Consider the following 12,672-nt stretch of genomic DNA (forward strand, 5'->3'; position numbering starts at 1 on the left):
ACCAACACTTATTTTTTGAAGTGTGCTTCTAGTACTTCTAGGCATTTTTGAGCTTTTACTGGGGTTTGCTCTTTTGATGCAGTTACTGCGCTAATGGTCAATGCAGGTAGGTCGTACTCAGGTAGTACCACGACCAATTTACCAGCAGCGATCAGATCTTTTGCCATCACTTCATTGGTTTTTAGGATGCCGTAGCCTTCACAAGCTAGGTTCAATGCGATATTAGCATTGTTGCTGTATAGGCGCGCGCTGATGCGAACATTGGTTTTTTCGCCATTTTTGCGGAATTCTAGGTTTTCAGTAGATTTTTCGCTGCACAGTACGACATCGTGCGTGCTCAGTTGTTTTGGTGCATCGATGGCTTCACGACCTGCCAAGTAGCTTGGCGCTGCGACCAGTACTTGCTTAACTGATGCCAATGCAGTGCCTTGGTTGCCTTCTGATAGCACAAGCGCAAGATCAATGCGATCTTCGATCATGTCAGCGTTGTCGCGTGAGATTAGGTTTAGGCTTAGGTTGTCATGCTCAGCAAGCCATGAAGACAATGCTGGTAGTAGGTAGTTTTTGGCAAGCTCAGGGGTGGTGGCGATGCGTAGGCTGCCTGAGATCTCATCTTTTAGCTGAATGACGCTGTCACGACCTTGCTCAGCGGCTTTCACCATTTGTACAGCAGCGTTGTACAGGCTTTCACCAGCTTCAGATAGGCTCAGCTTGCGCGTAGAGCGATGCAGTAGCGATACGCCTAGATCTGTCTCTAGAGAGCGGATTTGTTGGCTGACCGCGCTGGTGGTAATGCCCAGTTCCTTGGCAGCGCCACTGAATGAACCGTGACGAACAACACTGGCAAATACTGCCATACTACGAAGATTGTCTAACATAATGATCACCTTGAGTTCGTTGCTTATTTGAGATAGTTAGTATAAACTCAAACCCTTTAATTGTAAAGTAAAGATTATAAGAATGTGTTAATTTTTCAGCACAATCATGCGAAAAAGGAAGCTATTATAACGGACAAACTGACTTTTTGACAACTAAAAAATGACTTTTCGGTCAGTATTTTTTTATTATCCTAAAGTGCCCTTTTCTTGTCTGTGCCATCCTAAATAGCCTATTTAGAAATACTTTTTATCACTAAATCACTATTTTGTCAATCAAAAATTTGCATATTCTACTAAAAAATCCTTTTTGCAATAGTTGCGTATAAATCCATTTGCACTCTAGCAAGATTAGGTGATATTGTTGTAATATTTCTTAATATTAGTGTATGACTGTACTCTTTTGATGTGTACAAATTTTGTACACTGATCAGTCAATTTTTCGCCCTATTCATCTAGGTTTAATTTCGAATTCATCAGCACATTGGCATCTGGGCTGATGAACCCTGCTTGCCACAGATAATCAATCACAGGACTGTGCAGCAGCTGTGTTTGCGCATCGATGCTAAGCTGCGCTTGGCGGTCGGCTTGACGCTGAATCGGGATTAATGCACTCACTGATTCATCGACATCCATCTTATCTGACAGCGTAATTTCATGAAAATGCTCGGCAAATTTACGCTTAGCACTCTCAAAGCTGATCTCAGCTTGTGGCGAATCCACAGATACGATCAGCTGGCTGTCACCATCGATCTGTCCTGTCATCACACTTTGGCTCAGCAGCGCCAACTCATCAGGATTAAAAATCTCGCGATCACGCACCAGATACAGCCAATAATCCCACTTCTCAGCTGTCCAATCGCCAGTCAGCTCCACCGCATTTGGTAATAGACGCTCCGCCATCTGATTGCGCGTCATGGCGACACTTGGCAGTGGTGTATTATGATCGCATTGGGTGATAGCTTGGCTTTGGTTGTCAAGATTATCATCAATGCTGTGGTTATCACTTGGTGCGCTATCATCAGTCGATTGATCTTGTGGATTGGCATCATCCACGATACGCTGCACACTCAATGATGGTTCGGCATTTAGCTGATTTATCGCTTCTTCGCTATCTGCACTGTTGATGGTTTGTAAGTTCTCAGCTTGAGTTCCTGCATCCGTGATGTCAGTATTTTGTAAAGTATCTGTATGCGCAATGTCGTTATCAGATGATTCGGGCAAATCTATATCACTTCCACCCCCTTCAATATCACTGCTTGCTACTTCATTGACATTGTGCAAATTATCGGCAGATGGCTCGGTAATGTGTGATTGCGCATCTTCTGGTAAATTTTCCACATCATCGCCATCGCCATCGCCATCGCCATCCATGGTAGCGTACATCGGCTGTGCGTGACTATCATCTATTGGTGGTACTTGCGCGGCTGTATTGGTCTCTGATGGCGCAGTTTCAGAGACCGCTGTTTCGATTGCTGTTTGCAGATTGACATCATCATGATTTGGCACGGTATCAGTATGCGAATCCAGTGTATCAATATGACTTGGTGTGCTGATTTCACTTGGTGTACTTGCTTTATTTGGCATTACCACTTCATCGTGCGACAAAGGACGAAATGCCAATAAGCGCAAAATCGCCATCTCCAGTGCCTGCATCGGTGTACTGGCTAGGCGGATCCCATCACGGCTTTTGATCAAGATCTCATAATACAGCTGCAGCACATCGCCGCTGATTTGGCTTGCCAATGCTTTTAGTCGCTCGGCATCCACATCATTCATATCAAGTGGTGTCTGTGGTAGTACCTGCAGCATTGCCATCTGATGAATGCTGTCAATCAGCTCATCAAATACCGCTGCCGCATCGACCATTTTGGCGCGCATGGTGGCGATTTGCTCAGCGACCGCCGCCCGATCATCGGCGCAAACCGCCCCAATCAGCGCATAGACATCGGTGCTATTTACCAGTCCAAGCATCTCACCGACTGTCTCATCGCTGATTTTCCCACCACCAAAGGCAATCGCCTGATCGGTCAGTGACAGCGCATCACGCACCGATCCTTTGGCGGCATTGGCAAGCTGCCAAATCGCAGGCTCGGTAAATGCAATCGATTCCGCCGATAAGACCTTGCTCAAATGCTCAGCAAGCAATGCTTGTGGCATCGGACGCAGCACAAACTGCAAGCAGCGTGAAATGATGGTAATCGGCAGCTTTTGTGGATCGGTGGTGGCAAATAAGAATTTGACATGCTCAGGCGGCTCTTCCAAGGTCTTTAAAAGCGCGTTGAACGAATGCGTCGAAAGCATATGCACTTCGTCAATCAGATAGACCTTGTAGCGACCTTGCACAGGCGCATAGGGGACATTTTCAAGTAAATCGCGCGTATCTTCGACCTTGGTGCGGCTGGCTGCATCAATCTCAATCAAGTCCAAAAATCGCCCTGCATCAATCGATTGGCAGGTGTCACACACCCCACATGGCGTGCTTGTGATGCCTGTTTCGCAATTGAGACACTTGGCAAGAATGCGCGCAATCGTCGTCTTGCCCACGCCGCGCGTCCCTGTGAACAGATAAGCATGGTGCAATCTGCCCGTGTCGATGGCGTTGGCAAGCGCACTTGAGACATGGGTTTGACCCAAAAGCTCGCTGAAGTTTTTGGGTCGATATTTTCTTGCTAGAACTTGATATTGCTCAGTCATAATTTAGTAAAAGTCAATAATCTAAAAACGATTAGGGGTACTTGGATTGCTAAAATTGGTCGCAGGATCATAATCACAGATCAGCTGATTGCCTTTGGCATCTTCGGTGATGACATATTTTTGCCCTGTGCGGTTGAGTCGATTGATCAGCCGTTGATAAAAGCCCATAAAGCCTGTTTTCGGCTCATTAGGATTGTGATAAAAGGCATTGATCACCGCAGGTAAGCCAAGCCCGCTGACCACACCAGACAGCAGTACAACAATGAAAGTATAACCGATCAAGACATTGTTATACTCACGAATCGCAGGAATGTTCGCCACCGCCAAAATCAGCGCAAGTGAAATACCGCCACGCACACCGCCCCATGATAAAATCAGCAAACTGCCATTATAAGCGTTCTTTCGCACCGATGGAAAAAAAGCAAAAGAGACGAAGTTAGCAATAAATCGCGCGCAATGCAGCAGCACGAATGCCACCACACCACCGATGACGATACTGGTGCTTAAGTCCAAAATAAATAGCTCAAGCCCAATTAAGGTAAATAAGAAAGAATTAATAATGCCTTCGATGGTATGCCAAAAATGATTGATGTCTTCGATGTCGGTTTGGCTGATGATTTGTTGCCAGCGATTACCAACGATCAAACCTGCCACTACACAAGCGATCGGCGCAGATGCTTCAGCATACAGTGCCACGAGATAAGAGCCTGCCGCAAGTAATGCCGTGATCAAGATCAGCGACTCCATTTCGTTTTTGCCCTTGAGCAAGTACAAAGCACTGCGCCCAAAGACCACACCGATAATCACCGCCACTGCCACTTCGTACAATAGATGTTCGATGACGCCAAACAGATGAAACTCGCCGCCTTGGATGACACGCAAAATCGTCATAAAAATCGCGATACACATCGCATCATTGAACAGCGACTCGCCTTCTAGTTTCACCATCAGATGTCGCGGTGCTTTAATAGAACTTAAAACGCCTTTAACACCAATCGGATCGGTTGCACCCAATGCCGAGCCAAGCAGCAGTAGCATGATCAAAGGCACAGCATGACCTGTCAGTGCTTGATAACCGTACAGCATCACCCCAAAGACGATCGCACATAGCAGCAAGGCGATACTTGCCAAAATGCCGATTTGTTTCCAGTAATGCTTAAGGTCAGAGATTTGGAATTTAAGAGCGGATGAAGTCAGAATAAAACAAATCACGCCATTGATCAAAAAATCGTAAAACTTGATGTTGCGAACGGTTTCTTCGATGGCGGCGATGTTGATATTGATGAACTGATTGCCGTTCAGTAAGGTGGCAAGCCATTGTAGAATAAATACCAATACGGCTGAAACAATCGGCACGCCAATGGCTTGGGGTAAGCCCAAAATGCGCTTGTTAAATAAAGTTGTGGTGATGGACACGATACAAACGATCGCAAAAATCTCAAGAAAGATAAAACTACCCATACAGCCCTTCTTTATAATCTAGCAAGAATCTAGCAAGCGCAATTGGTAAATTTGGCGTCTGTATATCGATCACAGCAGACGCCAAAGCTTGGGAAAGTAGAGTTTATTTTTGACGCATATGCGGGAACAAAATCACATCACGAATGCTCGGCGCATCAGCAAATAGCATCACTAAGCGGTCAATACCGATGCCCTCACCTGCTGTCGGTGGCAAGCCATACTCAAGCGCTTCGATAAAGTCAGCATCATAATGCATCGCTTCATCATCGCCAGCGTCTTTTTCGGCGACTTGCGCTTGGAAGCGTTCGGCTTGGTCGATTGGGTCATTAAGCTCACTAAAGCCATTGGCAAGCTCACGGCCACCGATAAAGAACTCAAAACGATCCGTGATGTGCGGATTGTGATCATTACGGCGTGCCAGTGGCGATGTCTCAGCAGGATATTCAGTGATGAATGTCGGCTGACGAAGCTTTGATTCGACCGTTTCTTCAAAGACGATGGTCTGCAACTTACCTAAGCCAAAGCCTGGCTTAACTTCCTCTTTAAGCACTTCTTTGACAAATTTTGCCAAAAACTCACGGTCATTGACATTGTCAGGCGTAAAGCTTGGGTTATGCTCAAGAATGGCATCGAACATTGAGATTTTCTTAAAAGGACCTTTGAAGCTAAATACTTCGCCTTGATACGGTACGTCGGTCGTGCCAAGAATATCGATGGCAAGTTTTTCAAGCATATTTTCGGTCAATGCCATCAAATCTTTGTAATCGGCATACGCTTGATAAAACTCAATCATGGTAAATTCAGGATTGTGGCGGGTTGAAACACCTTCGTTACGGAAGTTACGGTTGATTTCAAAGACTCGCTCAAAGCCCCCGACTACCAAGCGTTTTAGGTATAATTCTGGTGCGATACGCAAAAACAGTGGCATATCCAGTGCATTGTGATGTGTCTCAAATGGACGTGCTGATGCACCACCTGGGATGACGTGCATCATCGGCGTTTCGACTTCCATAAAGCGTTCTTTGGTCAGAAACTCACGAATGCCTGCGACGACTTTTGCACGGATTTCAAAGGTACGCTTGGTTTCTTCATTGACAATCAAATCTAAATAACGCTGACGGTATTTGACTTCGGTATCAGTCAAGCCGTGGAATTTGTCAGGTAATGGGCGTAGCGATTTAGTCAATAGCTCAAAGTCTTCTAGGTGGATGTACAAATCCCCCTTACCAGAGCGGCCGATATAGCCTGTTGCAGCCACGATATCACCCAAATCGAGTGATTTGATGGTTTCTAGCGTCTCGCTTGGCAAGCCTTTACGATCGACATACAGCTGGATGCGACCAGTCATATCTTGGATGACGATGAATGAGCCACGGTTTAGCATCACACGGCCAGCGACTTTGGCATAGACTTTGTCGCCTGCTTCGATGGTTGCCTTGTCCACGCCATCAAATTGATTTTGTAGATCTTGGCAATAATCTTCACGCTTAAAGGTGTTTGGATAAGCAGTTTTGCCCTGCTCGGCTGCCTTTTCTTGTAAGGCTTGTAGTTTGGCGTGGCGTTGGGCAATTAGGTCGTTTTCTGAGATTTGTTCGGTGTTGTTGTGTTCAGTCATGATAAATCCGCTGATGATGTGAAAGCTTATGCTATGAAATTAACAAAAAAAATTTCGCCTATTGTAACATAAAGGCGGTCAATTTTTCATTAAGAATTTGCAAGTTTCGCCCATACATAACCCATGTATTTGTTTATGAATTTTAATTTGGTTAATGTTGCTTATTGCCCCAATAATGACTGCCAACACTGTCATGACGCGCCAATGCTGATGTAGCAAGCAAATATGCACAAGTAATCAGATTATGCAGCTCAATATTGGAAATATCGGTGCAACTAAAGTCTGGGCGTCGAATCATCCAAGGAGTCAAGCGATCTATCAGTGTACGTATTTGTTCAGGATACCGCACAATACCCAAGGCTGACTGAACTTCGTGTTTTACCATAGATTTAGTCAGTGTAGCTTTTGATGTTTTGTTGCTTTGTAAGAACGATGGACAGTTTGGATTTCGCTGAACAATATGCCAAGATTCTAAAGCTTGTATTTTTTGCCAAGGCTTATGTTGAATATATCTATCCAAAATATCATCCGCAATGCGTTGCGCAATCACAACACATTCCAATAAAGAATTACTTGCCAAACGATTTGCACCATGCAACCCTGTGCAAGCAACTTCCCCAACTGCGTATAGATGCATGATATCGGTACAACCCTTCGTATCAGTCAGCACGCCACCACAAAAATAATGCTGTACAGGAGTTACTGGAATTGGCATAGTACAAATATCAATACCTTGATTTTGACACATGGTGGCAATTGTTGAAAAATGCGAATGAATAAACTTTTGAGAGCGGTGACGAATATCTAAATAAATGCGCTTACCTGTACTCATCTGATGATAAGCAATACTTCGCGCTACAATATCTCTGGGTGCAAGTTCGGCTCTATGATCATAGCTTGGCATAAAGCGACAGCCGTCAGCATCAATTAACACCGCTCCTTCGCCACGCAATGCTTCGGAAATCAAAAAAGTCCGTTCTTGTTGAGTAGGCATTGCAAGTCCTGTAGGATGAAACTGCACAAATTCGCAATTTGCTAAGCGACACCCTGCCCAATATGCCATAGCAAACCCATCGCCTGTGCATACTGTTGGACTTGTGGTGTGGTGATACACCTGTCCTGCACCACCTGTTGCCAATACAGTATAAGATGCAAAGAAAGTATGATTTTGATGATTAATTTGACATTCCACACCCATACACCGTCCATTGTCAATACACAAAGACAGAACAAAACACTGCTCAATAACGGTAATATGTGGTGATTGATCAATCTTTGTCAGTAACGCCTGCATGATGGTTTGCCCTGTATGGTCAGCACAATGATATATGCGCCGCTTACAATGTCCACCCTCTTGGGTTAAATGCATCCGCCCATTTGCTTCTTGATCAAAAGTAACTGCATGACTCATCAGCCAATTAATAGCATCTTGCCCTTTACTGAGAATTAATCGTACTGCAGATTCATCACAGAGCCCAGCTCCTGCTAGCAGTGTGTCTTGTACATGAGATTCGATTGATTCTGGTATTGATGTAGCTGCAGCAATGCCACCTTGCGCAAGACAACTGGCATTATCACGCAGTGTGGATTTGCATAAGATGGCTACTTGTAAATCAGTCGGCAAGCTAAGCGCTGTTGCAAGTGCTGCCAAGCCATTGCCAATAATTAATACATCATAGTTAGTACCTGCACAATTATCGATGTCATTATTCATTATACTTGCCCCAAACCATGTATTGATGTTGTGTTTTTTAAAGTTTTTGCAAAACTCAGCATTCTATCAAGTGGCTGTTTGGCTTTTCTGACTAACTGATCATCGAGAATAATTTCACCTTTACCATTTTTCAGCACATCATAAATGCCTTGTAATTCATTCATAGCCATCCAAGGGCAAAATGCGCAGCTTTTACAGGTTGCGCTTTCTCCGGCAGTAGGTGCAGCAATAAAAGTCTTGCATGGTGCCAATTTTTGCATTTCATGCAAAATTCCAAGATCGGTCGCGACAATCAAAGTTGTTTCATCACGGCAGACTGCCGCATCGATCAATTGACTGGTTGAACCGACCACATCAGCCAAAAGAACTACCGATTCAGGTGCTTCAGGGTGAACCAAAGTTGCTGCATTGGGGTACTCTGTTTGCAATTGACTTAGTTCCAGAGCCTTAAATTCATCGTGAACTAGGCATGAGCCTTGCCAAAGCAGCATATCGGCACCAGTTAGACGCGCAAGATAGCCGCCCAAATGCCGATCAGGACCCCATAGAATTTTCTTACCTTGAGCATGTAAATATGCGATCAAATCTACTGCTATAGCACTTGTTACCACCCAATCAGCACGCGCCTTCACTTCAGCACTGGTATTGGCATAAACCACAACTTCACGATCGGGATTTTCATCACAAAATTGTGTAAAAACATCAACAGGACAACCCAAATCTAATGAGCAAGTTGCTTGCAAATCAGGCATGAGCACTGTTTTATTTGGGCTTAATATTTTGGCACTTTCCCCCATAAATCGCACTCCTGCAACGATTAGCGTGTCGGCAGGATGCTCTGCCGCAAATTGCGCCATTTGCAATGAATCGCCCACCATGCCACCTGTTTGTATAGCAAGCTCTTTAATATCGGCATTGACATAATAATGCGCCACCAATACAGCATTTTTTTGAGCAAGCAGCATTTTGATTTGTTCGATGTACCACTGTTTTTGGGTAGATTCAAGCTCTGATGGTACCTTTGCCCATGCTTGTTGTGTGCTACACTGCATCGTTGGCGCGTGTGCTGATGGTAAATCATAATCGATACGCGTAATATTTGTACTGACAGACATTGACCAAATCCTTCTTTAAAATTACAAAATAAGAACAAAAGCATGTTTTTCAAATATATGCTCAAATTGAGTATATATTTTTGACTATTATGCTCATTTTGAGTATAATGTAAAGCACTTTTTGAAAATTTATATCATTGCAATGGTATTTGCCTTGGGTGTTTGTAATTTTGTCCAATGTTTTTTAAAATAGACCAAATAAATAATCGTATGGACAATTATTATGCAAACCATCCAGAGGATAAAAACCTTTGATAATTCAACGCACGGCATTGTTGAGTTGGTGACAGTCTTGGTGGCAGTAACCGATAACACAGCGCGCGTATTGACCGTAACAGATGGTCACGAACTACCAAGTGGTGCGCTCAGCCCCATTCACCATTCCTTGCAAGCGGGTGTCAGAGATTGGGTGCATAAACAAACTGCCCAGCCTATGGGTTATGTTGAGCAGCTTTATACATTTGTTGATACCCATAGACAGAACCAAGATGGCTTACCAGTGTTATATGTGAGCTATTTAGGTTTGGTTAATGAGGCACAAGATTTGGCAGCAGATGCAATATGGTGTGACTGGTATCAGTATTTTCCTTGGGAAGATACACGCTGCACCACTTGGCAAGCTCGTATTGAATATATCTTGCAAGCACTCAAGCACTGGGCGGATAATGCCCCAAGTCGTGTTCAGTCCAATAAGCGCCACCAGCGCATACAGATAGTTTGGGGTACTGGCACATATACATGGATGGATGATATGGTGTTATTGCGTTACGAGATGCTTTATGAAGCAGGATTAATTACTGAATCGCCGACGCTATTGCAAGGGTTTGATATTGGACAAACGGGCATTTATATGAACAAAAATCATCGTCGCGTACTTGCAACGGCATTAGCAAGATTACGCGCCAAGATCAAATATCGCCCTGTGATTTTTGAATTAATGCCTGAACAATTTACTTTACTTGCGTTACAAAAAAGCATCGAGACATTGACAGGGTGTACTTTGCACAAACAAAATTTTCGCCGACAAATCTTTCATCAAGCATTGATCGAGCCTTGTTCTAAAGATACGGTCGGTATGCGTGGGCGTCCAGCGCAGCTATATCGCTTCAAAGATAATGTCTTGCTTGAGCGTTCATTGTCCAGCACCAGGTTGCCTGTAAGTAAATAATCACCGGTGACAATTTGTTAATTTAGGGAGAAGATGATGGCAAATAAGAAAAAAACCGTTCGCACAGCAAAAGCAATTTTTTCATTGCCTGATGTAATGATTACACCCATCATACAACTGGCACTGGCTGAAGACTTAGGTAGGCGTGGTGACATTACCAGTCAGGCGATTATTCCAGTAGGCACTAAGGCGAAACTGGCAATCGTCAGCCGTGAAGATGGCATACTCGCCGGTATGGATTTGGCACGATTGTCATTCACCTTATGCGACCCCAAAATCAAATTTAAGACCAAGGCACAAGATGGTGACCGTATTCAGACTGGACAAGTTTTGGCGATTGTTAAAGGGGATGCTCACGCATTATTGCAAGCTGAGCGTGTGGCGCTGAATTTTTTGACTCACTTAAGCGGCATCGCCAGCCAAACCGCCATTGCTGTCGCCCAAGTGGCACACACCAAGACCAAAATCACTTGCACACGCAAAACCATACCATTGCTGCGCAGCCTACAAAAATATGCCGTGCGTGTTGGTGGTGGTTGCAATCATCGTATGGGATTGGATGATGCCATCTTGATCAAGGATAATCATTTGATTTATGTTGATTCTTTGACCAATGCAATTTATCGTGCTAAACATGCTGCAGGGCATTTGATCGCTGTCGAAGTTGAAGTTGATACCTTGGAGCAGTTGCAACAAGCACTAGATGCGGGCGCAACCTTTGTGCTGTTGGACAATATGGATGATGCTACACTACAACAAGCAGTAATGATGTGTCAGGGTCGTGCCAAGACTGAGGCTTCTGGTGGTATTACCTTAGAGCGCATCAAAACGATAGCAGAACATGGTGTAGACTATATTGCCCTAGGTTATTTGACACATACAGTGAAAAATCTAGATATTGGACTTGATTACTTGGTTAAATAAACCCAAACACCCTTGCACCAAAAACAAAAAACCGCTATGATGAGTTAAACCTTACTTGAAACAAGGAGTCTGTGATGAGTACCAAAACTGTCGGCGTGCCTTATCGTATCTTACGCGATGATGTGCAAGCGATTTTGATCGATGTTCAAGAAAAATTAACCCCGCACATTTATGATCACGAAGCTATTACGGATAAAATGGCGATCCTTATCCAAGGCTTACAAGCACTTGGCGTGCCTGTGATGCTGAACGAACAGTACAAAAAAGGCTTGGGAGAGACCATCGCCAAGCTATATGATGTGCTGGATGAATCCAATCGCGAAAGCTTTGAGAAGGTGAGCTTTAGCGTCTGTGACAATCCGCCATCTTGGGCGCATATCGTCCGCCAAAACCGCCGTATCGCGCTGCTATTTGGCATTGAGACTCATGTCTGCGTCCTACAAACCGCCCTTGATCTACTTGATAACGGAATACAGCCTGTGATCATCGCTGATGCGGTCGGCTCACGCAATCCGTATGACAAAAAAATCGCCCTTCGCCGTATGCGCCGCGCTGGTGCGGTGATTACAACCACCGAAGCGATTTTATTTGAACTGCTTCGTGGTGCGGATGATCCTGCGTTTAAGACGATTTCTAAATTGGTCAAATAAATCATTTGGCCAAACACACAAATCAAACAAATCGCCGACAGTAATGACTATCGGCGATTTTTAAGTCTAATTATTTTCAAAATAATTATCAAATTCCCATCTAGCAAAAGTGCCAATCTGCATGGCAAGCTGATACCAACTATCACCTGTGGCATAACAAATGTATCTTTCAATGATTTGTTTGATTTTATTGTAATCAAAGTGATTGACAATCAGATAACTACATCCCATCACACCATAACATTCATCAGCTAACTGAGATAGATAAGCTGGCGTACAAATAGTTAGATAAAAATCATCACCACCAATTTTACCATCAACACCAATAACCAAGCGCAAATCCAAAGCAAATTCACCTGATGGCTTTGGATGCAACTCAGATAATGCTTCAGATGTTTCTTCAACAATAATCGCTTTTAGCTGTGCTTTCATGAATACCCCCTAATAATAAAG

Annotated in this window: 10 protein-coding genes; 3 read left to right on the plus strand and 7 right to left on the minus strand. The window is 44.1% G+C overall.

Going from position 1 to position 12,672, the window contains the following annotated elements:
- Nucleotides 1-8 precede the first annotated feature (8 nt).
- The 6 genes from NKU06_RS10825 to nadA form a co-directional block, all read right to left on the minus strand.
- Nucleotides 9-878, minus strand: coding sequence for a LysR family transcriptional regulator (locus NKU06_RS10825; protein ID WP_254730971.1), 870 nt, complete (start codon nucleotides 876-878; stop codon nucleotides 9-11).
- Between the two features lie 444 nt (nucleotides 879-1,322).
- Nucleotides 1,323-3,572: a DNA polymerase III subunit gamma/tau gene (gene dnaX, locus NKU06_RS10830; protein ID WP_254730973.1), complete on the minus strand. Its 2,250-nt coding sequence runs from the start codon at nucleotides 3,570-3,572 to the stop codon at nucleotides 1,323-1,325.
- 21 nt (nucleotides 3,573-3,593) lie between these two features.
- Nucleotides 3,594-5,033: a sodium:proton antiporter gene (locus NKU06_RS10835; RefSeq protein WP_254730975.1), complete on the minus strand. Its 1,440-nt coding sequence runs from the start codon at nucleotides 5,031-5,033 to the stop codon at nucleotides 3,594-3,596.
- Between the two features lie 103 nt (nucleotides 5,034-5,136).
- Complete coding sequence (gene lysS / locus NKU06_RS10840) at nucleotides 5,137-6,648, minus strand: lysine--tRNA ligase (RefSeq protein ID WP_254730977.1); 1,512 nt, start codon at nucleotides 6,646-6,648, stop codon at nucleotides 5,137-5,139.
- A 151-nt stretch (nucleotides 6,649-6,799) separates the two neighbouring features.
- Nucleotides 6,800-8,362: an L-aspartate oxidase gene (gene nadB / locus NKU06_RS10845; protein ID WP_254730979.1), complete on the minus strand. Its 1,563-nt coding sequence runs from the start codon at nucleotides 8,360-8,362 to the stop codon at nucleotides 6,800-6,802.
- Nucleotides 8,362-9,414, minus strand: coding sequence for a quinolinate synthase NadA (gene nadA / locus NKU06_RS10850; protein ID WP_254732075.1), 1,053 nt, complete (start codon nucleotides 9,412-9,414; stop codon nucleotides 8,362-8,364). Before nadA ends, nadB begins: the two co-directional genes overlap by 1 nt.
- A 286-nt stretch (nucleotides 9,415-9,700) precedes the next feature.
- Between nadA and NKU06_RS10855 the strand changes: the two genes are divergently transcribed.
- The 3 genes from NKU06_RS10855 (at nucleotide 9,701) to NKU06_RS10865 (ending at nucleotide 12,219) form a co-directional block, all read left to right on the plus strand.
- Nucleotides 9,701-10,645 carry a hypothetical protein gene (locus NKU06_RS10855; protein WP_254730981.1) on the plus strand — a complete coding sequence of 315 codons (945 nt, stop codon included), beginning with the start codon at nucleotides 9,701-9,703 and terminating at the stop codon, nucleotides 10,643-10,645.
- 36 nt (nucleotides 10,646-10,681) lie between these two features.
- Entirely contained in the window at nucleotides 10,682-11,569 is an 888-nt protein-coding gene (gene nadC, locus NKU06_RS10860) for a carboxylating nicotinate-nucleotide diphosphorylase (protein ID WP_254730983.1), read from the plus strand.
- A 74-nt stretch (nucleotides 11,570-11,643) separates the two neighbouring features.
- The gene (locus NKU06_RS10865) at nucleotides 11,644-12,219 is read left to right on the plus strand and encodes an isochorismatase family protein (RefSeq protein WP_254730985.1); all 576 of its coding nucleotides are present in this window, start codon (nucleotides 11,644-11,646) and stop codon (nucleotides 12,217-12,219) included.
- A 66-nt stretch (nucleotides 12,220-12,285) separates the two neighbouring features.
- On the opposite strand, the gene NKU06_RS10870 is transcribed toward NKU06_RS10865, so the two are convergent.
- Nucleotides 12,286-12,651, minus strand: coding sequence for an Imm8 family immunity protein (locus NKU06_RS10870; RefSeq protein ID WP_254730987.1), 366 nt, complete (start codon nucleotides 12,649-12,651; stop codon nucleotides 12,286-12,288).
- Nucleotides 12,652-12,672: the final 21 nt, after the last annotated feature.

The sequence above is a fragment of the Moraxella sp. FZLJ2109 genome, assembly GCF_024296965.1.
Taxonomy (GTDB): domain Bacteria; phylum Pseudomonadota; class Gammaproteobacteria; order Pseudomonadales; family Moraxellaceae; genus Moraxella.

Excerpts from the sequence above, each read along its gene's own strand:
- NKU06_RS10855 (WP_254730981.1), top strand. The coding sequence starts at position 9,701 with ATGCAAACCATCCAGAGGATAAAAACCTTTGATAATTCAACGCACGGC.
- NKU06_RS10865 (WP_254730985.1), top strand. The coding sequence starts at position 11,644 with ATGAGTACCAAAACTGTCGGCGTGCCTTATCGTATCTTACGCGATGAT.
- nadC (WP_254730983.1), top strand. The coding sequence starts at position 10,682 with ATGGCAAATAAGAAAAAAACCGTTCGCACAGCAAAAGCAATTTTTTCA.
- dnaX (WP_254730973.1), bottom strand. The coding sequence starts at position 3,572 with ATGACTGAGCAATATCAAGTTCTAGCAAGAAAATATCGACCCAAAAAC.
- NKU06_RS10835 (WP_254730975.1), bottom strand. The coding sequence starts at position 5,033 with ATGGGTAGTTTTATCTTTCTTGAGATTTTTGCGATCGTTTGTATCGTG.
- NKU06_RS10870 (WP_254730987.1), bottom strand. The coding sequence starts at position 12,651 with ATGAAAGCACAGCTAAAAGCGATTATTGTTGAAGAAACATCTGAAGCA.
- nadB (WP_254730979.1), bottom strand. The coding sequence starts at position 8,362 with ATGAATAATGACATCGATAATTGTGCAGGTACTAACTATGATGTATTA.
- nadA (WP_254732075.1), bottom strand. The coding sequence starts at position 9,414 with ATGCAGTGTAGCACACAACAAGCATGGGCAAAGGTACCATCAGAGCTT.
- NKU06_RS10825 (WP_254730971.1), bottom strand. The coding sequence starts at position 878 with ATGTTAGACAATCTTCGTAGTATGGCAGTATTTGCCAGTGTTGTTCGT.
- lysS (WP_254730977.1), bottom strand. The coding sequence starts at position 6,648 with ATGACTGAACACAACAACACCGAACAAATCTCAGAAAACGACCTAATT.